The 22,202-nt window shown below is 39.3% G+C and carries 26 protein-coding genes; 16 read left to right on the forward strand and 10 right to left on the reverse strand.

Annotation, left to right across the window (positions count from 1 at the left end; genetic code table 11):
* Window positions 1-627 precede the first annotated feature (627 nt).
* The 3 genes from C6344_RS16185 (at window position 628) to C6344_RS16195 (ending at window position 3,654) form a co-directional block, all read left to right on the forward strand.
* Window positions 628-2,361, forward strand: coding sequence for an ABC transporter ATP-binding protein (locus C6344_RS16185; protein WP_106071751.1), 1,734 nt, complete (start codon window positions 628-630; stop codon window positions 2,359-2,361).
* Between the two features lie 205 nt (window positions 2,362-2,566).
* On the forward strand, window positions 2,567-2,944 hold the full coding sequence (locus C6344_RS16190) for a hypothetical protein (protein ID WP_060595603.1): 378 nt from the start codon (window positions 2,567-2,569) through the stop codon (window positions 2,942-2,944).
* Window positions 2,945-3,450: 506 nt separating this feature from the next.
* Complete coding sequence (locus C6344_RS16195) at window positions 3,451-3,654, forward strand: cold-shock protein (protein ID WP_003214229.1); 204 nt, start codon at window positions 3,451-3,453, stop codon at window positions 3,652-3,654.
* Window positions 3,655-3,941: 287 nt separating this feature from the next.
* Here C6344_RS16195 and C6344_RS16200 read toward each other — a convergent pair whose 3' ends face one another.
* Together C6344_RS16200 and C6344_RS16205 are read right to left on the reverse strand one after the other, a co-directional pair.
* Window positions 3,942-4,403, reverse strand: a complete 462-nt coding sequence (locus C6344_RS16200; protein ID WP_106037132.1) for a CarD family transcriptional regulator — start codon at window positions 4,401-4,403, stop codon at window positions 3,942-3,944.
* Window positions 4,404-4,675: 272 nt separating this feature from the next.
* Window positions 4,676-5,725, reverse strand: coding sequence for an NAD(P)-dependent alcohol dehydrogenase (locus tag C6344_RS16205; RefSeq protein WP_034666054.1), 1,050 nt, complete (start codon window positions 5,723-5,725; stop codon window positions 4,676-4,678).
* A 205-nt stretch (window positions 5,726-5,930) separates the two neighbouring features.
* Between C6344_RS16205 and C6344_RS16210 the strand changes: the two genes are divergently transcribed.
* Window positions 5,931-6,332: a MerR family transcriptional regulator gene (locus C6344_RS16210; protein ID WP_060595605.1), complete on the forward strand. Its 402-nt coding sequence runs from the start codon at window positions 5,931-5,933 to the stop codon at window positions 6,330-6,332.
* 42 nt (window positions 6,333-6,374) lie between these two features.
* Here the strand turns inward: C6344_RS16210 and bglS are convergent, their stop codons facing one another.
* Window positions 6,375-7,106: a beta-glucanase gene (bglS, locus tag C6344_RS16215; RefSeq protein WP_060595606.1), complete on the reverse strand. Its 732-nt coding sequence runs from the start codon at window positions 7,104-7,106 to the stop codon at window positions 6,375-6,377.
* 357 nt (window positions 7,107-7,463) lie between these two features.
* On the opposite strand from bglS, the gene C6344_RS16220 reads away from it, so the two are divergent.
* From C6344_RS16220 to C6344_RS16250, 7 genes are all read left to right on the forward strand, one after another.
* Window positions 7,464-8,042, forward strand: coding sequence for a TetR/AcrR family transcriptional regulator (locus C6344_RS16220; protein ID WP_034666049.1), 579 nt, complete (start codon window positions 7,464-7,466; stop codon window positions 8,040-8,042).
* 72 nt (window positions 8,043-8,114) lie between these two features.
* Complete coding sequence (locus C6344_RS16225) at window positions 8,115-9,554, forward strand: DHA2 family efflux MFS transporter permease subunit (RefSeq protein WP_034666046.1); 1,440 nt, start codon at window positions 8,115-8,117, stop codon at window positions 9,552-9,554.
* Between the two features lie 194 nt (window positions 9,555-9,748).
* Entirely contained in the window at window positions 9,749-10,642 is an 894-nt protein-coding gene (locus C6344_RS16230; protein WP_106037135.1) for an alpha/beta hydrolase, read from the forward strand.
* A 143-nt stretch (window positions 10,643-10,785) separates the two neighbouring features.
* On the forward strand, window positions 10,786-11,151 hold the full coding sequence (locus C6344_RS16235) for an MmcQ/YjbR family DNA-binding protein (RefSeq protein ID WP_106061844.1): 366 nt from the start codon (window positions 10,786-10,788) through the stop codon (window positions 11,149-11,151).
* A 104-nt stretch (window positions 11,152-11,255) separates the two neighbouring features.
* Window positions 11,256-12,017 carry an SDR family NAD(P)-dependent oxidoreductase gene (locus C6344_RS16240; protein WP_060595609.1) on the forward strand — a complete coding sequence of 254 codons (762 nt, stop codon included), beginning with the start codon at window positions 11,256-11,258 and terminating at the stop codon, window positions 12,015-12,017.
* A gap of 105 nt (window positions 12,018-12,122) precedes the next feature.
* A complete protein-coding gene (locus tag C6344_RS16245; RefSeq protein WP_189313036.1) occupies window positions 12,123-12,887 on the forward strand; it encodes a MerR family transcriptional regulator in 765 nt (254 codons plus the stop codon).
* Window positions 12,884-13,894, forward strand: coding sequence for an alpha/beta hydrolase family protein (locus tag C6344_RS16250; RefSeq protein ID WP_060595611.1), 1,011 nt, complete (start codon window positions 12,884-12,886; stop codon window positions 13,892-13,894). The genes C6344_RS16245 and C6344_RS16250 overlap by 4 nt, the downstream gene beginning before the upstream one ends.
* Here the strand turns inward: C6344_RS16250 and C6344_RS19265 are convergent.
* Window positions 13,891-14,076 (reverse strand): hypothetical protein, encoded by a 186-nt coding sequence (locus C6344_RS19265; protein WP_248065149.1) that lies wholly within the window; start codon window positions 14,074-14,076, stop codon window positions 13,891-13,893. The genes C6344_RS16250 and C6344_RS19265 overlap by 4 nt on opposite strands.
* Before the next feature lie 461 nt (window positions 14,077-14,537).
* Between C6344_RS19265 and C6344_RS16260 the strand changes: the two genes are divergently transcribed.
* The gene (locus tag C6344_RS16260; RefSeq protein WP_106031694.1) at window positions 14,538-15,686 is read left to right on the forward strand and encodes a type II asparaginase; all 1,149 of its coding nucleotides are present in this window, start codon (window positions 14,538-14,540) and stop codon (window positions 15,684-15,686) included.
* A gap of 33 nt (window positions 15,687-15,719) precedes the next feature.
* Here the strand turns inward: C6344_RS16260 and C6344_RS16265 are convergent, their stop codons facing one another.
* Both C6344_RS16265 and C6344_RS16270 read right to left on the reverse strand, forming a co-directional pair.
* Window positions 15,720-16,619 carry an alpha/beta fold hydrolase gene (locus tag C6344_RS16265; RefSeq protein ID WP_106037140.1) on the reverse strand — a complete coding sequence of 300 codons (900 nt, stop codon included), beginning with the start codon at window positions 16,617-16,619 and terminating at the stop codon, window positions 15,720-15,722.
* Between the two features lie 56 nt (window positions 16,620-16,675).
* Window positions 16,676-17,128 (reverse strand): MarR family winged helix-turn-helix transcriptional regulator, encoded by a 453-nt coding sequence (locus C6344_RS16270; RefSeq protein ID WP_060595615.1) that lies wholly within the window; start codon window positions 17,126-17,128, stop codon window positions 16,676-16,678.
* Between the two features lie 239 nt (window positions 17,129-17,367).
* Here C6344_RS16270 and C6344_RS16275 point away from each other — a divergent pair, with 239 nt between their 5' ends.
* Together C6344_RS16275 and C6344_RS16280 are read left to right on the forward strand one after the other, a co-directional pair.
* On the forward strand, window positions 17,368-17,973 hold the full coding sequence (locus C6344_RS16275) for a TetR/AcrR family transcriptional regulator (RefSeq protein ID WP_060595616.1): 606 nt from the start codon (window positions 17,368-17,370) through the stop codon (window positions 17,971-17,973).
* A gap of 31 nt (window positions 17,974-18,004) precedes the next feature.
* The gene (locus C6344_RS16280) at window positions 18,005-19,204 is read left to right on the forward strand and encodes an MFS transporter (protein ID WP_060595617.1); all 1,200 of its coding nucleotides are present in this window, start codon (window positions 18,005-18,007) and stop codon (window positions 19,202-19,204) included.
* 55 nt (window positions 19,205-19,259) lie between these two features.
* Here C6344_RS16280 and C6344_RS16285 read toward each other — a convergent pair whose 3' ends face one another.
* Window positions 19,260-19,562: a hypothetical protein gene (locus C6344_RS16285; RefSeq protein WP_223254340.1), complete on the reverse strand. Its 303-nt coding sequence runs from the start codon at window positions 19,560-19,562 to the stop codon at window positions 19,260-19,262.
* Between the two features lies 1 nt (window position 19,563).
* On the opposite strand from C6344_RS16285, the gene C6344_RS16290 reads away from it, so the two are divergent.
* Complete coding sequence (locus C6344_RS16290; protein WP_060595618.1) at window positions 19,564-20,349, forward strand: GNAT family N-acetyltransferase; 786 nt, start codon at window positions 19,564-19,566, stop codon at window positions 20,347-20,349.
* On the opposite strand, the gene C6344_RS16295 is transcribed toward C6344_RS16290, so the two are convergent.
* The gene (locus tag C6344_RS16295; RefSeq protein WP_034666017.1) at window positions 20,344-20,817 is read right to left on the reverse strand and encodes a GNAT family N-acetyltransferase; all 474 of its coding nucleotides are present in this window, start codon (window positions 20,815-20,817) and stop codon (window positions 20,344-20,346) included. The two genes, C6344_RS16290 and C6344_RS16295, sit on opposite strands and share 6 nt — an antisense overlap.
* A gap of 53 nt (window positions 20,818-20,870) precedes the next feature.
* On the opposite strand from C6344_RS16295, the gene C6344_RS16300 reads away from it, so the two are divergent.
* A complete protein-coding gene (locus C6344_RS16300; RefSeq protein WP_060595619.1) occupies window positions 20,871-21,140 on the forward strand; it encodes a YesK-like family protein in 270 nt (89 codons plus the stop codon).
* Here the strand turns inward: C6344_RS16300 and C6344_RS16305 are convergent.
* Window positions 21,137-21,676: a GNAT family N-acetyltransferase gene (locus C6344_RS16305; protein ID WP_034666010.1), complete on the reverse strand. Its 540-nt coding sequence runs from the start codon at window positions 21,674-21,676 to the stop codon at window positions 21,137-21,139. The genes C6344_RS16300 and C6344_RS16305 overlap by 4 nt on opposite strands.
* Window positions 21,673-22,068, reverse strand: a complete 396-nt coding sequence (locus C6344_RS16310) for a VOC family protein (RefSeq protein WP_034666005.1) — start codon at window positions 22,066-22,068, stop codon at window positions 21,673-21,675. Before C6344_RS16310 ends, C6344_RS16305 begins: the two co-directional genes overlap by 4 nt.
* Window positions 22,069-22,202: the final 134 nt, after the last annotated feature.

The raw sequence follows: 22,202 nt of genomic DNA on the forward strand, positions 1-22,202 counted from the left end.
TAAAACTAGAAAATTGGAAATATCGTAAAGTTTCAAAATTCAGATATTCGTTCGTTATATACTGTAGGAACAACAGTAACTATTGAAGGTCAATCTCTTATATCTTCAGCTAGTATAACTTCTGTTTAATCAACCTTCCTGTAAGCATCATCAGTGCAGATTTACGCAATAATTAACCTGTTGACCGATTGTAAATATGGATTTAAGATACTTTAAATATTGTATCTCGTCAAACAATTTTATGAGTTCTTCCAGGCAACATTAGACAATATATTTTTATAATTGTGGTTTGTTTAGAGGAACTACGTGATAATATATTGATCAAGATTATAGTCATAGTACAAATGGCGATTACATAAAGACGTTAGAAATATATACATATTCTATTGAAAAGAAATATACACATCTGGGTTTGAGGTATCATTTATCAAATGATATATTTTCTGGTTCTGGTTCATTAGGATAGTTAATCGTAATATAAAAAATACTAATTATATGGAGCTACCTGTGATGAACATTAATATATATGAGTCTAACTCTTAATTTTTTATTTATGACTTTTGATTGAAATGTAAGATAGATACTTTGTGGTGAATGTGGATAGTCTATAGCAGAAAGGATATTATTATGAAACCTAAAAATCCCTTATTCTTTTTATTACGTAAAATAAAACTGCCATTATTATTAATTTTATTTGCTATAACTATTTCATCTGTAGGGAGTATTAGTGGTTTGTTTATACCTCTATTTACTGGTAAAGTTGTTGATAAATTTTCTGAGAACACTTTTAATTTGGGATTTATAGCGCTTTTTTTATGTATGTTTCTAATAAATGCGGTCTTGAGTGGTATTGGTTTATATTTGCTCAGTAAAATTGGAGAAAAAATGATTATGGCAATTCGTTATATGCTGTGGGAGCATATAATAAAATTAAAAATCCCTTTCTTTGATAATAATGAGAGTGGTTCAATAATGAGTCGTATCACAGAAGATACTAATGTTATCAACGCTTTTGTATCTCAAAAATTACCGAATATAATCCCTTCTATAATAACTGTTTTAGGCTCTATTATTATCTTATTGAGAATGGATTGGCAAATGACTCTAATAACACTTATTATAGTGCCTATATTTTTAGCCATAATTATACCTTTAGGGGGAATGGTGAGAAAAATCTCAAAAGCAGCACAATCAGAAGCAGCTAGCTTTAGCGGATTATTAGGTCGTGTCTTAACCGAAATACGTTTAGTAAAGATATCGAATACTGAAAGTTTAGAATTAAAAAATGCTCATAGTAATCTTTTTGAAATATATAAATTAGGGTTAAAAGAAGCCAAAATCATTTCAATTATACAACCATTAACTAGCTTTATTCTTTTACTGACTATAGGAATTATTCTGGGATTTGGTGGTATAAGGGTTTCAACGGGGGCAATATCTGCAGGTACTCTAGTAGCTATGATTTTCTATGTAATACAATTATCTGGCCCTCTTACTAATTTTTCAACCCTACTTACGGATTACCAACGAGCGATAGGAGCTAGCCAGAGATTGAGCGAAATATTACTCGAACATAAAGAAGAACTAGATTCTAATAGACATGTTTCAAATATTGATTTCAGTAATAGAAATTTGAAATTTTCAAGCGTTAGTTTCAAGTTTGATGATAAACAGATTTTGAATAAAATAACTTTTGATATCCCAAGTAGAAAGGTTACTGCTTTTGTAGGTCCGTCTGGTTCTGGTAAAAGTACTATTTTCAATTTAATTGCACGATTATATGAATTGCCTTTGAGCAATGGGAGCATATCACTTGGAGGAATACCCATTAATGAATTTAATCTATCAGATTGGCGAAATAAAATTGGCTACGTAATGCAAACTAACGCGATGATAAATGGCACGATAAAAGATAATATAGTGTACGGCATTAAAAAAGAAATTAGTGAAGAAGAAATCATAAAATATTCTCAATTGTCTAATTGCCACGAATTTGTTACTTTGTTAGACAAAGGGTATGATACAATAATTGGAGAAAAAGGATTAAAGTTGTCAGGAGGTCAACGTCAACGAATTGACATTGCAAGAAACTTTATTAAAGACCCTGATATCCTATTATTGGATGAAGCAACAGCAAGTTTGGATAGTGAGAGTGAGAGGAAAATACAAGATTCACTAGAAGAATTAATGAAAAAAAGAACCACAGTAATAATAGCTCACAGATTAGCAACTATTAAAAAAGCAGATCAGATCATATTCTTAGACCAAGGAGTAATTACTGGTAAAGGAACTCATGACCAATTAATGCGTAACCATGATAAATACAGGCGATTTGTGTCAGCCCAAAAATTGGTTGACTAAATAAATTTTTGTATCTCTTTATGATTGATTTTAATTAACATTTGGATCATTTATGTTAAATGTATTAAGGAAGATAAAAAGTTTAGTGTAACCTTAAGATATAAAGTAATAAGATTATTTCTGCTAATTGACTGCATATACTTCAATTAAATAACATAAAATGGTTATGGTTTTTCAAGTATTTATCGAAAAAGGAGTTATGATAATGTTAAAAAGGTTTTTTTTGATTTTGCTCACATTAATTATGTCCATAGTATTAGTGCTAGTAGCTGCCAAAAATTCTCCTGGGGATAATGTCATTTCATTTGATGAACCTCGTATCTTAATGATATCAATGGGAATAGTTGCATTTTTATTCATTCCGCCGTTAATTATGTCTTTTTTTAGTAATTTTGTTGTAAGGGTTATATCTGGTGTATACCAATGTTTTATTGTTCTTTCCTTTCTGGGGCTCATTCCAATAGGGTTTTTTATTCCGAACGGCTTTTTGACTATTGTTGTTTCTATTGCAGGAACTTTAATTAGCATATTTAGCGTTATAGTAACCTTATCTATTGATAAAAATAAAGAAGTTAAATCTTAACTGAATAAATAAAAAACTTTAGAAAGCTCTATCCTTATTCGAGGAAAAGGGCTTTCTTTTTTAAGTTTTCTGTTGTGGATGACTAAATCTTTGATAACGTATTGTGCTTGTAGGGGTAGTTTTTCGAAAAGCAAAGTTTTAGAACGTAGCCATTAATACGCTGCAAAGTAGTAAAGAAGCGCTTAATATAATAACTATGTGTTAGTCATCCTCCTATCAATGCTCCAAGTATCAAGGACATCTTCATTAGCACAAGTTGGATAGTTATCTAAAAAAGAAGATATGTTAAACTCAAATTTTTTATAATACTTTTTATAATAGCTATTCTCAATTTTTTGACCTTACACATTTAAAAATTGCAATTATTTCCGATTCATGTTACAATAAGAATAATTATTTTTGTTCGGCGTAAAGGATAGCATGAAGAAAGACTTTTCGTCTTGAGGATACTTTGGGCAAGGATAGTATAATACATTGTGTGGTAAACGCACTAGGAGGCAACAAACATGGAACAAGGTACAGTAAAATGGTTTAACGCAGAAAAAGGTTTTGGATTTATCGAACGTGAAGAAGGCGACGATGTATTCGTACATTTCTCAGCTATCCAAGGTGACGGATTCAAATCTTTAGACGAAGGTCAAAAAGTAACATTTGACGTAGAGCAAGGTTCTCGTGGAGCTCAAGCTGCTAACGTTCAAAAAACTGCTTAATCTTCATTTTTAAAAACAGGTTCTCTGTAGAGAGCCTGTTTTTTTGTGTTTTCATTTATTTCTTCAATAAAAAACCCTACTCAGCGTACAAGTAGGGAGATGTTACAAGGTAATCGTAAAAAAATTCATGCTTCAAAGGTTTATCAACAGTATAGCATATTGGATTTACAATATGCGGAATTTGCCTAAATAAATTCTTTTTTCTTTCATAAGTTGAAGGGTGGATAGGTTCTTAGAGAACATGTAATCAAAAATGGTGAGGGGTGCCCAAAAGAGCGGCAGAGTTCTTAACAGAAACTTTTTATTTGCTTTTCTGTAATCCCTTTGATGACTTCTAATTCACTTAGCAAAAATTCATGGGCATCATCTAGCATTTTCTTTTCACTTGCATTTAGTGCTTTCTCTTTCTTCATACGCATCAGGTCACGTACAACTTCAGCACCGTCTTGGATGTTACCCGTTTTTATTTTGTTTGTATTAATTGTATGACGTTCTTTCCATGTCAGTATTTGATCTGATTTGCCATGCTGGAAAATGTGTATCACACTGTTTAATGCCAGTATATCTGTAACAGGTCTAATACGTGAACCCGACATTTTCCGTGTTGGTATCATCACTTTCATATGACTGATTGACATATTAATCACATAATACTGTTGTTTTTCATCAGAAAATTCTTTTTCTTCTATGGCTTCAATTATACCTGCTCCATGCATTGGATACACAATGTTATCACCAATTTGAAACATATCATCCACCTCCATATTAAGTACCTACTATAAGGGTACCACAAATCGATCCGAAATAATCAAATTTTTAATAATAACATGTTTATTTATTTTTTGTCAATAAATTTAGTTCTAAAAAAGAGAGATTATTTTGAAGAAATTTTGGGTGTGATTGTTTTTTTATTATCCATGATTTTTGAACATATCCTCTAGAATCCTCGCTATAAGAAAAACAGGATATCCACCATTAAAAAAGACCAGCCATTGAGCTAGTCTTTCAAAATAGAATCCGATCATAATGTCGAAATATCAATGACAAACCGATAACGCACATCACTTTTCAGCACACGTTCATACGCTTCATCAACTTGACTTGCGTTGATCACTTCAATTTGTGGTGCGATATTGTGAGCAGCTGCGAAATCGAGCATTTCTTGTGTTTCTTGTATGCCTCCAACGAGTGAACCGGCAATGCTGCGACGGCCAGTAATCAATGAAAAGACGTGGAATTGATCTGGCTCAGGTGGTGCACCGACGTTCACCAAGGTTCCATCCACACGAAGTAGGGACAAATAGGCGTCTATATTGATATTGGCAGAGACTGTGTTGAGAATGAGGTCATACTGACCGGCTAGTGACTGAAAGGTATGAGGATCACTTGTAGCAAAATAATCTTTTGCACCAAATGACAGCGCCTCTTCTTTTTTATTCAAAGAGCGGCTCAATACCGTGACTTCAGCGCCAAGTGCACGTGCGAATTGAATGGCCACGTGACCGAGTCCGCCCATTCCGACGATGGCAACTTTTTTACCTGGCCCTGCCTTCCAGTGCTTTAACGGTGAATAAGTTGTGATTCCAGCGCAGAGAAGAGGACTTGCGGCATCAAGGGATAGTTGATCTGGAATGCTGACGACAAAGCGCTCTGTCACGACAATCTTCTGACTATAGCCGCCGTAAGTCGGTTCCCCGTCATAATCGAGGTTATTATAAGTTTGGACGACCCCTTTCGTGCAATATTGCTCGTCTCCATTTTGGCAATATTCACAGGTGCCGCAGGAATCAACAAAGCAGCCAACACCTACACGGTCTCCGATCTGAAATTTCGTCACATCATCACCAACAGCGGCAACGACTCCAGTAATCTCATGACCCGGAACCATTGGGAAAATACCGCCGCCCCATTCATCAAAGGCACTGTGGATATCTGAATGACAGATCCCGCTAAATTGAATATCGATTAAAATATCATGTGGACGAAGCGCTCTTCGTTCAATGGTTGTCCGTTCAAAGCTCGCTTTTGCATGTGAAACACTTAAAACGTTTGAATGGTGCGTCTGACACATTCTTGATCATCCTTTCAAGTAAGATTCTTTACTTCTATACTGTACGTCTTAAAGTGAACTCTAAGTCAATAGAGAACCCTCTTCAAGCTTTTCAACATCCTTAAATAAAGAATTGAGCCAAAAGCATCTTGCGTTCTCTATCAAATTGGAGATGATGAGAAGAAGGAATTTCATAAGGTGAGAGAAGAAGAGAAGGGTGAAAACAATGAAAATAGCACAAGCTGCAAAGCAGCTCGATTTATCTACTGCTACGCTCAGATACTACGAGAATATTGGTTTAATTCGACCGATCCGGCGTGATGAAAACGGAGTTCGTGATTATGCTGAAGAGGATATTCAATGGATTGAATTTATCAAATGTATGAGAAATGCCGGTCTCTCAATTGATGCACTTCGAGAATATACGGCTTTATTTATCGAGGGCGAGGATCGTACCCTGTCCTCGCGGAAAAGTATTTTGGTCAATGAGAGAGAAAGACTTGTAGAAAAACAAAAGGAAATCGAAGAGACGATTAAGCGGTTAGATTACAAGATAGAAAGTTATGAAGATATTATCCACAGCTATGAACAAAAGCTGGTTCATCAACTAAAAACCAGTTCAATTTAAATGAAGAAAAACCTGTGACTTTTCACAGGTTTTGTGATGTGGTTATCTTTTTGTGTAACGCACCCAGTTATAATGTGCGTGGAGCGGTGTAACACCGTTATAGGAGCCGAGCCATTCATCGACACCTGCACCATTCCAGAGGTTCATCATAATCTTTCCTGGAGTTTGAGGGATTTGAGTAGTGGCAGTATGTTTTAATTGTCCATCTACATACCATTTAATCGAGTTAGGCTGCCAGTCAAATGCATACGTGTGGTAAGAGTTTGCTGCATCAAAACCAAGGTTGACGATCTTTTCATGATTTCCTACACCATTGGTATAGTAGTTAAACTGAACCTTTGTCGTATCTTTTCCTAGAAATTCGATATCAATTTCATCCCAAGGCGTACCATCAGTCGGTCCCGTATAAGTAAAGAACGAAGACACGATCCCAACATTTTTGGCTGGTTTCATGCTGACTTCATAAAGCCCGTAGCCATATGTTTGAGTGGAACGGTTTTCTCCGCAGTCAAACTTATTATAGGAGGGACTTGTGAGCGATAATCGCATTTCACCTAATGACGTCATGGAGACATTATTTGCACGCCACGTACAGTTAAACATGTTTCCATTCGAGTACCCATCGGCTTTTTGCCATAACCCCGTATTATAGTTGTTAAAAGGCTCGTAAAACGACCCGCCTGTTTGTGCCGAGGCACCCGCAGTAAATGTGGACAAACTCAAGACTAATCCAGTGACAAGCAGCATCAACATTCGTTTCAAACGGTAAGACATGTAGGCATTCCCCTCTCCTTTTTTGAAAGCGTTTTCCTAATTGATCATACATGATTCTCTCAAAATGGAAAATCGGTCTAATATATGATATTAAAGAGGATTTTTTGCTAGATTCTTCTCTTATTTCATAGGAAGTTACTAAAGAAAATGGTATAAACAGCAAAAGATCATCAAAAACTCATTCGTTAAAATTGAGTTTTTGATCTTTTCATGCCATTTAATAAAGAATGATTGACAAAGCGGACAGTTGTCCGTAAGATAATATCGGGACAATTGTCCTAATGAGAATCAAAAGAGATGAGATTTAACACATAGAGATAAGTGCAATATGGATGAAGGTAAAGAAGGTGAGGCATCATGGAAAAGGATATTGGAAAGGAAATTGAAGAGGTCGCTTTTTCTTTGTTTCAGGAATTTGGCGTGGAAAATGTCAGCATGCATAAAATTGCCAAAACGGCTGGTGTTGGGCAGGGCACTCTTTACCGCCGCTATGCCAATAAAAGTGATTTGTGCCTTTCTATCCTTGGAGAAAGATTTGAACAGCTGATCCCTGCTTTGCATCTTTACTTGAGCAAAATCAGTGACCAGCCGGTTCGTGAACGTTTGCGTTATGTGCTCGAAGAAATTCATCTCATCGTCGGTCATCATTTAGACTGGATTCGGATGCTTACAATCTCTGGAAATTTAGAGCAGACAAGTAAAGTGTATGATTGTCATTACAGTCAATCGCTTAAACAAATCATTCGTGATTTGCTGGAGGAAGCAGAAGAAAAAGGGGAAGCGAACATACAGGATATTGAGCTGACGACATTATGTATGTCCTCTCCGATGACGCCTGAACTGATGTTTTATATTTGTGAATCTGGTTATTCAATCGAAAAAATCGCTCAATTCGCTGCAGAGAAACAGATTTTATCTGTTTTCAATAGACATTGAAGTGGCTCATTTCTGACCAGCCTGACTTCCTATGATTGATCTAAATTGAAAAAGAAAAGGAGCCAACCTACTATGAACAAACAGCAAGCAGCAGCTTCTCATATTCGAACGCTGCCCATTATTATCTCATTTATTACAGCTGGTTTTATTGGCTTGTTCAGTGAAACAGCACTAAATATGGCGCTGAGAAGCTTAACGTTAGACTTTGGTATTGAAGCAACGACAGCTCAGTGGCTGACAACAGGATATTTATTAACACTTGGTATTCTCGTACCAATTTCAGGACTCATTCTTCAGTGGTTTACAACAAGACAGCTTTTCATTACGTCGCTCATCTTTTCGATCATTGGAACATTTATTGCGGCGGTTGCGCCAGTCTTTAGTATTTTAATGGTGGCACGTGTCGTACAGGCAGTCGGTACAGCATTGCTTCTTCCATTGATGTTCAATACGATTTTGGTGATCATCCCGCCTCATAAACGAGGCAGATCAATGGGGATTATAGGTCTTGTGATCATGTTTGCACCAGCTGTTGGTCCAACAGTCTCTGGTCTTATTTTGAAATCGCTGACTTGGCATTGGATTTTCTGGATTTCACTTCCGTTATTAATAGCTGCACTCGTCTTTGGTTTTATCTTTATGCAAAATATTACGGAGCCAACAAGACCAAAAATCGACATTTTATCGATTGTGCTTTCAACCATTGGTTTCGGAGGAATTGTGTATGGCTTTAGCAGTGCCGGTGAAGGCGGTGGCTGGAGCAGTATGCATGTTATCGTTGCAATTGTAGTAGGTGTCATTGGGATTCTTGTATTCTCTCTCAGACAGTTGAATATGAAGGAACCGATGTTGAACTTAAGTCCGTTTAAATATCCGATGTTTGTCATTGGGTTACTGCTGATCTTAGTGTGTATGATGGTGATGCTGTCTGCTATGATGATTTTGCCATTGTATCTGCAAACATCCTTGGCACTAACGACATTTACAGCAGGTTTAATGCTATTGCCTGGTGGAATTATCAACGGTCTGCTATCTCCAATCATGGGTGGGCTATTTGATAAGTTTGGACCAAAATGGCTTGTGATTCCAGGGCTTGTCATTGTCGCAGCGACGATGTTTGGCTTCACGAATTTAAGTGTGAATACATCGATTGGATACATTGTGACCCTTCATATTACGTTAATGGTCGGAATCGCGATGATCATGATGCCTGCACAAACAAATGGATTAAATCAGCTGCCGCCAGAGCTATATCCGCATGGTACAGCGATTATGAATACATTGCAGCAGGTGTCAGGAGCTATTGGTACTGCGGTCGGTATTTCGATCCTTTCATCAGGGACCCGCAGCTTTATGGAAAATGTGGCTGATCCCGCAAATCCGATGAACCAGCTGCTCGCCTTTACAAATGGCGTCCAGCATGCATTTATCTTTGCTGTGATCATGACCGTCATTGGTTTGATCATCGCTTTCTTCATTAAACGAGTGAAAGTAGAACAGCAAGTTTCATAAAATAGATGAAAAGCACTGAGGACCTAGCGCCGCAGTGCTTTTTTGATTTGCCCAATGCTTGTTTCAAAGAGAGCGAAAATGGGGAGATAGATAAAAAGTGAACCAATGAGAATGTGCTGCTGATTCAGTAGAAGGAAAAGAGGAAAAAGGAACGAATGAGTTAGAAGAAATGAATAAGATAGGAGACTGAGATCATGAACTTAGAAGAACAAATCAAAATCGCTGCGTCATTACGTCAACCAGCTGAAGGTTCATTACCGAGTCAATCGGAACTAAAACCAGTCCATCCTCCTGAAGTAAACAAAATGGAATATGACATTCCAACAAGTGCTGGCGAAACAAAGGTATGGGTATTTAAGCCGGTCAACACATCAAAGCAGCCGCTTCCTGTTTTTGTGAATTTACATGGCGGAGGATTTATCCTAGGCAGTGCTGAAATGGATAACCACTGGTGTCCGGTCATTGCAGACCGAGCGCAATGTATCGTCGTCAATGTGGAGTATCAGCTTGCCCCAGAGCACCCTTTCCCGGCCGCTCTTCATGAATGCTACGATGTGCTGAAGTGGCTGTATGAACACCCTGATGAGCTTCAAATAGATCCCAAAGCAATAGCCATTGGCGGACATAGCGCAGGAGGAAACTTGGCAACGGCTGCTTGTCTCTTAAATATTCAAAAAGGGAACAAACTCCCGATTGTCTATCAAGTGCTTGATTATCCGCCGCTTGATTTAGCCACTGATCCAGCACAAAAACCAGCGTTTGAAGAAGCGATCCCAGTTGAAATGGCGAGACTCTTTAATGCCTTCTATCTGCAAGGCCAAGATCCGCACAATCCGCTCGTTTCTCCGATCTTTGCCGATCGTTCATCCTTGGCACAAATGCCACCAGCTCTCGTTATCACAGCTGAAAGAGATTCGCTAGCTCAAGAAGCCGAACAATATGCGGAGAAGTTAAAAGAAGCAGGGGTAGATGTCACGTACAGACAGTTTAAAGGAGTCCCTCACGCCTTCACGCATGCCGGAGATTTAGCAATAGCTGAAGAGGCTTGGCATCTGATGAGTGATCAATTGAAGAAGGCATTTGAATAAGATAAGAACAGTGATGTAAAAGCACAGAACCCAGCGGGTCTGTGCTTTTATTGTTGTTAAGTGAATGAAAAAGATCAGATATCTGCCTTCATTGTCGATATAATAGAAAGAATAGAAGACGACTTAAAAAAGGAGCGAATCTAATGGAAAAAGAGAAACTACAGGCATTTTGTCTTTCTTTAAAAGGAGTAACCCATGATTATCAGCCAGAATGGCATGCAGATCGTTATCATATTGGTGGAAAGATGTTTGCTATGATGGGCGGAGATGCGAGTCGAAAACCTGTCATCACTTTAAAATGTGACCCTCAACGAGCTGAAGAACTAAGAGAGGCGCATGAGGGGATTATTCCGGGCTATTATATGAATAAGACTCATTGGAATTCGATTTACCTTGATGCGGACATTCCATCTTCATTTGTAGAGGAGTTAATCGAACATTCCTACCAATTGGTTTTTCACAAATTAACAAAAAAATCTCAACATGACATCCTCCAACATGATGAATGAAGTGAGACAAGTTAATAAACCGTGTGATTCTCTTCAAAATTGACTAGAGCGAAGTGCTGTCGTTATAATTTAACCAGTTAGAAGACGTTAATAGGGGGATATAATTGAGCTATACAGTCATTACAGGAGCAAGTTCAGGTATTGGGTATGAGGCGGCGCTAGCCTTTGCAGCACGAGGCAAAAACCTTATTTTAGCTGCACGCCGGCTCGAGAAACTCCAAGAACTGAAGAAAGAGATTCTTGATCAATATCCCGAGATCAAAGTAAACATACAGTCTGTCGATTTAACCGACATGGAGCAAGTGTATTCATTTTATGAATCGTTGGCTGAATATGAGCTTGACACCTTCATTAATAATGCAGGGTTTGGCCATTTCGGTTCAATAGGAGAACAGGATGTAAGTAAAATTGGGGATATGCTTCATCTGAATATCGAAGCCTTAACGATTTTATCCACTTTATTTGTTCGTGATTATGAGCAAGTAGAAGGGGCTCAGCTGATCAACATTTCTTCAAGAGCGGGCTATACAGTCGTCGGCAATGCCGTCACCTATTCAGCCACGAAGTTTTACGTGAGTGCCTTTACAGAAGGACTGGCACTAGAGTTGAAAGAAAAAGGAGCTAACTTACAGGCAAAAGTATTAGCGCCTTCCGCGACAGAATCAGAATTTGCAAAGCGTTCATTAGATGTAGACCAATTTGAATATGAAGGCAATATCAAGAAATATCATACATCAAAAGAAATGGCAGCTTGTCTGCTCGAGCTTTATGATCATGAAAAAACAGTCGGTATTGTTGACGGCAAGACATTCGACTTTGAATTGAAAGACCCGATTTTTACACATGCTGGTCCAAGTATGAAATAGAAATGACACATCACTGAGGGCAGATTTCCTCGGTGATTTTTTTATGGCATGATTGACTGTGTGGTAACCACATGGTTTAGAATGTGTACACAAGGAGGGAATCTAGTGACGTATGTAACAAGTGGAGAAGTATGTAAGCTATTAAACATCACAAAGTATACGCTTCGTCATTATATAGAACAGGATCTCGTACGCCCTGCGAAGGTTGCTCAAAATGGATACCAATTATTTGATGAAAAAGAGATTTACACCCTTTATCAAATCCTCTTCTTAAAAAAGGCGGGCTTCTCTTTAAAAGATATAAGCGAGACCTTTTTGAATGAACAAAGTATCACTCTGTCCTACCAAGAAATGCTGGATCAGGTCGAGAAGCAAATACAGGAACTAAGCGAAGTGAAACAGCGTCTGGAGCATATGCTGTCGATTCAAAACAGCCTTCAGCTTAATAAAACAACCATCCAAGATCGGCCAATTCGGTATTTAAAACAGATCCCGCATCATCTTCTAAAGGGTGAAACAGAGCTGGACTTTAAACAAATCGTTCATCAAAAGGAGCTGGATCTGTCTCTTTTTGAGGAGAGATATTATGTGATCAATCTGCAAGATGACACAACAATTTCTTATTATGTATCAAATGAACGTGATTATGATGTGAGACTGGATGCAGGTTCTTACGCGGTCAAAAGCTTTTTAGCTGGAGATGAAGAGAAGGTCATTGAAGAAATTGAGGCTTTTCTACATGAAGTACCTTTTACACAAGAGAGTGCACAACCTTCTTCTATCATCTTATATGAGAATGTACCAGTCTCTGTCACGTACCAAAATTCAATGGTGTACACAGTTGAACAAGGAGCGGGGAATAGAAGATGAAAAAAAGGATTTGGCTGATCATCGCAGCAGCAGTACTCATTTTCATCGCAGCATTTGTAGTTTATGAAAACAGCTTTGCTATGAATGAAAAGGAAGTCGTCATGGAGACTGAAAATGGGACATTATCAGGTATCGTGACCACGCCTAAGAAAGCGCCAATCAAAGGAGTTGTGCTTTTTGTACACGGGGATGGTCCTCAAAATGCCACATATGACGGAGGATACAGACCCTTAATGGAACGCTTTGCAAAGCAAGGCTATGCATCTATATCATGGGATAAGCCCGGGGTGGGTCAATCAGAAGGAAACTGGCTCCATCAATCCATGGAGGATCGTGCAAAAGAAGTAGACAATGTGATCAAATGGGCGAAAAAAGAGCCTGATCTTCAATCAAAACAAATCATCTTATGGGGAGCAAGCCAAGCAGGCTGGGTGATCCCAAAAGTAATGGCTGATCGAACAGATATCACAGCCTCCATTCTTGTCGGGCCTGCTGTCAATTGGATGAGACAGGGAAGGTACTATACACTTCAAACATTAAAAGAAGCGGATGCATCTAAAGAACAAATTCAAAAAACACTCAAAAAAGAAGATGAGCAAAACAAATTATTAGTAGAAGGCGCAGCATTTCGCACATATCAAAAGAAAACGGACGATCAAGAGATGACAAAAGATCGATTTGAATTCATTCAAAAGAACATGAAAGCCGATGCAACTTCAGATATCAAGTGCATCCAATCACCGACCTATTTGGTTTTGGCGCAGAATGACCGAAATGTAGATTCTGCTGAAACAAAAAGGATCTACGAAAAAGAAGTAGCACCTAAATGGTTGCATGTTCAAACAATTAGAGGCGTAGAGCATTCAATGCTGAATCCGCTCATTCATCATTCAAATACCCTGGTCACATTAGCAGCGATCGCCGCACCGAAAGACTTCCTGCTTAGCCAAGCGTACTTGGATCACTGTGAAAACATACTAGAGCAGCTAAAAACACCTTTGCATTAGGTGTTTTTTTCATGCGTTCTTTGATAAAACAAAGAATCAAAGATCCAGTAGATGAGACTGCTCATGATGACGATAGGCACAGATGCCGAGCTCCCAATACCATCAATGACAAAAAGCATGACAACCATTGCAATCAGTAAATAAGCGGCTAAATAAAGAGGATGGAAAGCCTTTGGTTGCAAAGAAAACAACAACTGCAAAGGAACCGCAAAAACGAAATAATAAACAAAAAAGATGGGAATGTAAAATACCAGGAACGCAGGCTCTCCCTGAATCGGTGGATAGAAGCATACGAACAGACTGAGTAAAATCGAACTAAGGAATAGTGTTATTAGGATTTTGTGAAATGATTGAAGCATTTGCAATACGTATACTCCTTTTTTGTAAAATTTACTATATTTTATCATAAATTGATGATCTAGTATTGTTTACTTTTATTGATTGAACAACCTCAATATCTCCTCTTTTAAAAGTAAAGTTAGGTATTTAGATGTAAATAAATGATTGTGATAATGACCATTTTTCCTTTATTTGGTTCTGTATCTTTCGCCTCATGCCGATGAATGAAGGAATGGTATAAAGTAAACCCTATAGAAAGAGATCTAGCTTTGAATCCATCACATTTAAGAAGAGAGATGATCGAATGAACGTAACAAAATGGTTAGGTGCTGTCCTTCTTTCTGTTTTATTACTGTCGACAGCAGCTTGTGCCAATACAAGTACCCAAGAGAAAAATCAAAGCGAAAAAGAAAGCGCAACTAATCAATCAAAGGACAAAACGACAGCCGTAGAAACAGGGAATAAGTCCTTATCTAATATTAAGGTATTAGCGACAGGCGGGACGATTGCTGGCAGTTCGAACAGTGATACAGATACGACAGGATATAAATCCGGTTCACTTGGCATCGATAAAGTCATTGCTTCAGTTCCTCAGCTAAAGGATATTGCAAACGTTACCGGTGAGCAGGTAGCGAATGTTGGCAGTGAAAATGTTGATAATGCCCTTCTTTTAAAATTAGCCAAACGAGTGAATCAACTCTTAAATGATGATCAGGTGGATGGCATAGTCATCACGCATGGAACAGACACACTTGAAGAAACAGCTTACTTTCTACATCTGGTTGTCAAAAGTGATAAGCCAGTTGTGGTCGTTGGCTCAATGAGACCAGCGTCTGCTATCAGTGCGGATGGTCCGCTGAACTTGTATCATGCTGTCAAAATTGCCTCTATAAAAGAAGCAAAGGGCAAAGGTGTCATGGTCACGTTAAATGACCGAATTGCATCAGCTCGATTTATTTCAAAGACAAACACGACCACAACCGATTCCTTCAAGTCTCTTGAGCATGGCTACATTGGAGAAATTGCTGGTGAAGTGGTTTCCTTCTATAACGAATCAACAAGAAAACATACGACTGAAAGTGAATTTGATGTATCAAAAATAAAAGAATTACCGCAAGTTGATATTTTATACGGCTATCAAAATGATCATAAATACATGTATGATGCAGCAGTAAAAGCAGGAGCGAAAGGCATTGTCGTTGCCGCAGCAGGAAATGGAACGATGTCAACAGAAGCCATCAAAGGGGCAACAGATGCAGTGAAGAAAGATGTGGTCCTCGTGAGATCAAGCCGTGCGGGAAATGGAATTGTGACCCACGAAAAAATGGATGATGAACATCACTTTGTGTCATCGGATTCATTAAATCCACAAAAAGCACGCATTCTGCTTATGCTCGCTCTAACGAAGACAAAAGATCCAGATAAAGTACAGACATATTATGAAAAATATTAATGAAGAAAGGGACCCGAAGTTTCGGGTCTTTTTTTATGCATGTTCCTGATGATACTTTTCAGCACGTGTTTTTAAAGAGAGTAAAATATCTCGCCATATATCGTCTACATCTGTAAGAAAATGTCCCGCTTGATCTATATAATAGGTTTTGACGTTTGGAATCGTTGGAGCCATTTTTTCTATTTCTACAAATGGAGCCATTGTATCCTCTTTTCCATGCCATACATCAACAGGGATTTGTATATCTTTCATATCGAATGCCCATGGCTGCGAGAGCAAATATGGTTCATGAATACATTCATCCACCGATTGACGAGTGGCTTCGTGTAAATGCATCATCATCATCTCTAACTGCTCATCGGTTTGAAGGAATTGACGGTCCCATGGATGTAAATGTTTGTTCCCATTTTTGGCCAGCTTCTTAAATTTCTCTGGTTTTTTCTCAATCATTTTTTTCTGGGAACGATAGCTTGCTTTCAATAGCCAAGGGAACTTCTTACTGAGGAAAAAAGCCAATTTGTTCTCTTTCAGCATACTTTTAGGCGGTTTTCCGTCCTGAAAAGGAGTTGTACTTGAGATCAAAGCGGCTGAAAGGACTCGATTCGGCAATTGGTAGGCACAGCCAGCAGCGAATGCGCCGCCTCCAGATACACCCATCACTGAAAAATGGTGAATGCCTAGATGATCTGCTACTTCCAGCACGTCTTTTGCCCAGTCTAAAATCGTACGGTCAGGTTGAGGGGTAGATAAACCAAATCCAGGTCTGTCTAGACAGATGAGGCGAACACCGAGCTCTTTAGAGATTGGGTCATCATCTAAAAACATGACTCTTGATCCAGGTGTTCCGTGAAAAAAGAATACTGGAAACCCTTCAAGATCACCGTATTCACACAAACCAATATGACGTCCATCTTGTAAATGAATCCTACCCATATTTTCATCCCCTTAATAGTTTATCTAACTTAAATGTTGATGAGAGAAACACCGAATTAAGGCGCTTCTTTTGCAATCTGATAGATTTTTTCGTATAGAGATAATAATGTTTTTAAATCTTCTTTTGGAAGCCTTGCATAGTATTTTTGAATAAGGTGCAATTGAATTTCTTCCGTATTCTTGTGATAGTCATGACCCTTTTGAGCAAAATCAACAATGATTTCTCTTCGGTTATGTGGATTAATTTCTCGTTTGACATAGCCAAGCTGCTCAAGCTTTGATACAAGCTGGCTAGCGGCACTTGCCGAAATTGAAAAGTAATCAGCTAGTTCGTTGATTGTTCTCGTTTTTGTCCGTAATAATTCAAGTGTCAGCTCTTGTTTGGCTGATAAATCTGCATACTCATGTTTTAAAAATCGTTGATACTCTTCTACATAGATAGAGCCTAGTGCATTTGAGTATTCAATGATTTTTTTACCGTAATGAATGATTTCCTCATCCAATGACATCACCTCTATTCTATTATAGGCAATCCTTATTGTTAAGTGAAGTTAAATATTAAGAATTATTAAATGATGAGAGGGCATAAATGACTGTATTGTTTGTTTTCACATGATTCACTCCTTATGAATTCGATGACTTTTTCATTGTATTTTGAAAAAGATCCATTTATAATAAAAAAATAAACCAACTGGTCGGTTTTGATTTGTCCTTGCAAAGAAAAGCAAGGTAGAAGGGATTGTGAAAGATGACAAGTACACAAAGCGGGGCTGGAAAGAGCGAGAAGACGAAGCAAAAAATCGTCACCGCTTCTCGTGATTTATTTGCGAAAAAAGGATATTCAGAAACATCCGTGCGGGATATTCTAGAGGCTGCTGAGGTTAGTAAAGGCAATCTCTATCACCATTTTAAAGGAAAAGAGTTCTTGTTCCTTCATATCATGGAAGAGGATCACCGTTTGATGATGGAGACGTGGCATCAGGAGAAACAAACGATGCACCGGGCCATTGATAAGCTCGCCGGATTTGCAGAGCTGCTCAGTCAAATGGGGATTAACTACCCATTAATGAGAGCGAGTGAGGAATTCTGTGCAAGTGCCTTTACATCAGACGAGGTCATGGAACGGCTGAACAAGATTGATGCCGATTTTGATGATGTGATGAGAGACATCTTACTTGAAGGAAACGAAGATGGCAGCTGGTCAATTCAGCATGTGGAGTCAAAAGTGAAAATATTACTTTCCGTTTTTTACGGATTAGACGTGTTATATAAAAGTGACACCATCCAACAGAAGAAAGAGTTACAAAAAGAGGCGATCTCATTGTTTATTCACGGAATCAACCATCATGAGTAACAAGTGAGTCAGTAAAGGAGAAACAAACATCATGCAAAAACCGATTCGTGAGCAAAAAGCTGTACTCGTTATTTTATTAAGTAATATATTTATTGCGTTTTTAGGCATCGGTCTCATCATTCCTGTCATGCCGCTATTCATGAATGTAATGCATCTAACAGGGAGTACGATGGGATACCTTGTGGCGGCGTTTGCCGTGGCTCAGCTCATTGCTTCACCTATTGCAGGGAGATGGGTAGACCGCTACGGAAGAAAGATTATGATTGTGTCAGGACTGTTTCTATTTGCGTTATCAGAACTCGTCTTCGGTCTTGGGACACACGTGTATGTGCTGTATTTTGCAAGGCTGCTAGGCGGCATTAGTGCGGCATTTATCATGCCGGCTGTCACTGCTTATGTCGCAGATATCACGACCGTTCAAGAAAGATCAAAGGCAATGGGCTATGTGTCAGCGGCCATTAGTACCGGTTTTATTATTGGCCCGGGCATTGGCGGATTTATCGCAGAATATGGCGTACGCCTGCCATTCTTCTTTGCAGCAGGGATTGCGTTTATTGCCGTCATTTCGTCTATGTTTATGCTGAAGGAGCCATTAACAAAAGAAGAGCGAGCGAAACAAATGGGTCAAGTGAAGGAATCTACTTTCTTTAAAGATTTGAAAAAATCGATTCATCCAAGCTATCTCATCGCCTTTATCATTGTGTTTGTCCTCGCTTTTGGACTATCTGCGTATGAAACAGTCTTTAGCTTGTTTACAAATCATAAGTTTGGATTTGGACCAAAAGATATTGCCGTCATCATTACCGTCAGCTCGATTGTGGCGGTCATCATCCAAGTACTTGTGTTTGGTAAACTGGTTAATGCCCTAGGGGAGAAAAGAGTCATTCAGCTATGCCTGATTGTCGGTGCGGTCCTTGCTTTCGTTTCGACAGTCGTTTCAGGCTTTTTGGTTGTACTGATTGTCACATGTGTCATTTTCCTTGCGTTTGATTTATTGCGACCAGCATTAACGACCTTCTTATCCAAAATCGCTGGAAACCAGCAAGGATTTGTCGCAGGGATGAACTCCACCTACACAAGCCTAGGTACGATTTTCGGCCCAGCACTTGGCGGCATTTTATTCGATCAAAATATACATTTCCCATTTCTATTCGCAGGTGTTGTCTTATTTCTCGGGTTAGGCTTAACCCTTATTTGGAAAGGGAAGGCAGAAGAGCCTGCGGCAGAATAACAGACAAGAGACCTTTATTGAGGTCTCTTTTTTTATGACTGTGGCTTCAGACGATTCAATGCCTGTGCCATTTTTTGATTTTGATGCTTTTTGTAAACAGAAAGGCGATGATATGACCAGTCAGTGTCAGAAAGGCAATGCCGTTGAAATAAGGCATAATCAATTGCAGTAAAGCAGTCGAATATAACGCGACCGCCCCTAATTGAAAGGCTAAATTGATGGCGGTGGAGATGAGAATGTTGACAGGTGCAGGGATGGTAAAGTAGTTCCACGGTAAAGGGTAAAAAGAGTCACTGCATGCGCGCAGCTTTTTATTTATAATGGAAGGAAAGAACATGTTCGTGAAAGGAGGGAGCACTGTGCATCTCTTGGAGAAGCAAAGGTCACCATCGATGAAAGAAGGAATTCGCCAGATCGACCCGGCATATCCAGTGTTTGTAGATGCGGTCATGGATGGTTTCATACAAGGGCATCTTTATGTAGATGATGTAGAGCACCCTCTTGTTTTTTTTCTTGAAGCTGCATGCGGCATTTATTATGTTGCAGGCAAGAGAGAAGCGGAGCTGTCACGCTGCTTGGCCTTCATTGTGGATGTTTACGAAAGACAGAGAAGACAAAACGGCCGGTTTACCGTATTTTCAGCGAATCAATCAACAGATGTGATGATGAAAAAATGTCTTGGTTCACATCTAAATGAGATGGAAAGACATGCGTACGTTTTTCCGCAGGCACATTCTTATGTCCATGTGCCTCATCCGGGCTATAGAGTAGAGCGGACAAATGAACAGGTGATCAATGCAAGCAGGGCTTTTCCTCCTAGCTATTACGAAGCCTATTGGGGGAGAGCGGCGCGCTTTCTATCAAAAGGAATCGGAGTTGCCATCTTAGATGGAGAGAACGTGGTGAGTGAATGTGTCTCCATTTTTTCAAGTGAAGATCGTGTGGAGATCGATATTTGGACAGAAGAAGCCTGCCGGGGGAAAGGTTTGGCGCAGCTGGCAGGTCAGCATATGATCAGGAGCTGTCTTGAAAATAAGAGGACACCGCATTGGGATTGCGATGTCCATCACCTAGCTTCGATCAAACTGGCAGAGAAGCTAGGCTTTCAGCAGACAAAAACCTATCGAGTGTTTTATGGCTCATGATGAGAAGGTTTTGAGATACCAAGCATCCATCGCAGAATGCTCAGAGCCATCAATCGGTTCAGAGAGAAGAGAAAAGCCATATCGCTGATAAAGGCCGGTGGCTGCAGTTAATTCTTGGCGGGTTTCTAAATAACATGCTTCGTAGTATGTAGAGGCATATTGCAGCGCCGTATCCATCAGTTTTTTGCCCGCACCTTTTCCTTGTGCCTTTGGACTTAAATAAAGCTTTTGTAATTCACAGATGTCGTTTGTAAATGGAGCAATGCCTACGCCGCCTACAATGTCACCATTCTCTTCAGCAATCCAATAGGCTGCATGAGTCAATGATTGATAGTATTCGAAAAGCTGGTCAAGGTGGGGATCAGTGTAGGCGGTTCCTTCAATCGCCAAATTCGCCGATTCTAGTGACTGGCGGATAATCGCTGCGATATACGGATTGTCTTTTTGCTCAATGGGTCTAATGTTCATTGGAAGTACCTCCATTGTTATAAGATAAAAAAGAGAATGGGAGTTGAAACAACATGTTTTGGCTGCAAACCGCTATTTTTACAATCGTTGTATTGTGTCTCTCATGGTGGGCAGGGAAAAGACGCAGACACCGTCATGCGGGGCTAATCCTCCCTATATGCTTCATTCTATTTGGATTGGTTTTATTGATATCCAGTTTCTTCATTGGCAGATGGGAAGGCATGGCGCTTAGTATATCAAGCATCTCTATCGTTCTCTCTTCCATGATTTGTTTGATCATCGTCACAGCGATTCAATTTTTTAAAAAAGATGACCCTTCTTAAGCGGGGGCATCTCCACTGTTCATCTGATTGTATTCTTCACGAAGGATGCCCATGATGATCACATCTGAGTAGGTTCCATTGAAATAGAGTGCTTGGCGTCTTTTCCCTTCATATTGAAATCCGGCTTTCTCATAGCTTCTGAAGGCTCTTGGATTATGGGAAAAGACTTCGAGCTCAAGACGATTGAGTTCTAATGTATCAAAGGCGAATGCTTGAACCATCCGGACAGCTTCTGTACCATAGCCCTTTTGGAAATGTTCTGGTCCATGAAGCGCAATGCGGAAGCTTGCCGTATGATTAATTGGATCAATGTCCACAATCGCCGCATCCCCAATCATTTCTTTCGTGTCTAGCAGACAAATGGCGAAATCTCGTCTGCTGTCATCTTGTAAAAATCGGGTATAGGCTGAACGAATCTCTTCTAGTGTGAACGTTTTGCGTGTGCCAGTCATATAAAGAGTTTCTGCATGCTGGCATCCTCTTTGAATACCAGGATAATCCTGCTCTTCGATCGGTCTCAAAAATAAGCGGGTCATGACGGATCACCCTCCTCTATATATCGAGAAATTTCAATTAAATTCAGATCAGGATCACGGATATAAACAGATTCAATCGGACCTAATGTACCTGTGCGCCTGACTGGCCCTTCTTCAATAGGAACCACTTGCTTGCGAAGGTGCAGCAGCAGACTATCCATATCTAAATCGGTGATAAAGCACAAATCACTAGAGCCAGGAAGTGGGTGAGCCGCTGCCCGCTCAAATTCATGACCAGCTTCATGAAGGTTGATCTTCTGTAAACCAAAACGAAGCGCTTTACGGCCTTCTCCAAAGGTTTCTTCCTTCATTCCTAATACGTTTGTATAAAAGCGAATGGTGTCCTCCATATGTTGTACAGTCAACACGATATGATCAAGTCGTCGTATCATCAGTCTCTCCTCCAAGTATGATCATTGATTGAACTGACTTTATTATATCATTACCTGAAGAGGATACCTTATTGAATCACGGTGTTGAAGACATGAAAATGGAAGATGGCAAACCCTTGTATCCTTTGTCTTTC

It is taken from the genome of Bacillus sp. GBSW19 (assembly GCF_002998655.1).
Lineage (GTDB): Bacteria > Bacillota > Bacilli > Bacillales > Bacillaceae > Bacillus.

Bases quoted from the DNA above. Each gene is read 5' to 3' on its own strand.
- C6344_RS16205 (WP_034666054.1), bottom strand. From the start codon at position 5,725: ATGTGTCAGACGCACCATTCAAACGTTTTAAGTGTTTCACATGCAAAA.
- C6344_RS16185 (WP_106071751.1), top strand. From the start codon at position 628: ATGAAACCTAAAAATCCCTTATTCTTTTTATTACGTAAAATAAAACTG.
- C6344_RS16270 (WP_060595615.1), bottom strand. From the start codon at position 17,128: ATGTCATTGGATGAGGAAATCATTCATTACGGTAAAAAAATCATTGAA.
- C6344_RS16260 (WP_106031694.1), top strand. From the start codon at position 14,538: ATGAACGTAACAAAATGGTTAGGTGCTGTCCTTCTTTCTGTTTTATTA.
- bglS (WP_060595606.1), bottom strand. From the start codon at position 7,106: ATGTCTTACCGTTTGAAACGAATGTTGATGCTGCTTGTCACTGGATTA.
- C6344_RS16200 (WP_106037132.1), bottom strand. From the start codon at position 4,403: ATGTTTCAAATTGGTGATAACATTGTGTATCCAATGCATGGAGCAGGT.
- C6344_RS16220 (WP_034666049.1), top strand. From the start codon at position 7,464: ATGGAAAAGGATATTGGAAAGGAAATTGAAGAGGTCGCTTTTTCTTTG.
- C6344_RS16195 (WP_003214229.1), top strand. From the start codon at position 3,451: ATGGAACAAGGTACAGTAAAATGGTTTAACGCAGAAAAAGGTTTTGGA.
- C6344_RS16250 (WP_060595611.1), top strand. From the start codon at position 12,884: ATGAAAAAAAGGATTTGGCTGATCATCGCAGCAGCAGTACTCATTTTC.
- C6344_RS16300 (WP_060595619.1), top strand. From the start codon at position 20,871: ATGTTTTGGCTGCAAACCGCTATTTTTACAATCGTTGTATTGTGTCTC.
- C6344_RS16230 (WP_106037135.1), top strand. From the start codon at position 9,749: ATGAACTTAGAAGAACAAATCAAAATCGCTGCGTCATTACGTCAACCA.
- C6344_RS16235 (WP_106061844.1), top strand. From the start codon at position 10,786: ATGGAAAAAGAGAAACTACAGGCATTTTGTCTTTCTTTAAAAGGAGTA.
- C6344_RS16280 (WP_060595617.1), top strand. From the start codon at position 18,005: ATGCAAAAACCGATTCGTGAGCAAAAAGCTGTACTCGTTATTTTATTA.
- C6344_RS16295 (WP_034666017.1), bottom strand. From the start codon at position 20,817: ATGAACATTAGACCCATTGAGCAAAAAGACAATCCGTATATCGCAGCG.
- C6344_RS16190 (WP_060595603.1), top strand. From the start codon at position 2,567: ATGTTAAAAAGGTTTTTTTTGATTTTGCTCACATTAATTATGTCCATA.
- C6344_RS16225 (WP_034666046.1), top strand. From the start codon at position 8,115: ATGAACAAACAGCAAGCAGCAGCTTCTCATATTCGAACGCTGCCCATT.
- C6344_RS16210 (WP_060595605.1), top strand. From the start codon at position 5,931: ATGAAAATAGCACAAGCTGCAAAGCAGCTCGATTTATCTACTGCTACG.
- C6344_RS16275 (WP_060595616.1), top strand. From the start codon at position 17,368: ATGACAAGTACACAAAGCGGGGCTGGAAAGAGCGAGAAGACGAAGCAA.
- C6344_RS16265 (WP_106037140.1), bottom strand. From the start codon at position 16,619: ATGGGTAGGATTCATTTACAAGATGGACGTCATATTGGTTTGTGTGAA.
- C6344_RS16305 (WP_034666010.1), bottom strand. From the start codon at position 21,676: ATGACCCGCTTATTTTTGAGACCGATCGAAGAGCAGGATTATCCTGGT.
- C6344_RS16310 (WP_034666005.1), bottom strand. From the start codon at position 22,068: ATGATACGACGACTTGATCATATCGTGTTGACTGTACAACATATGGAG.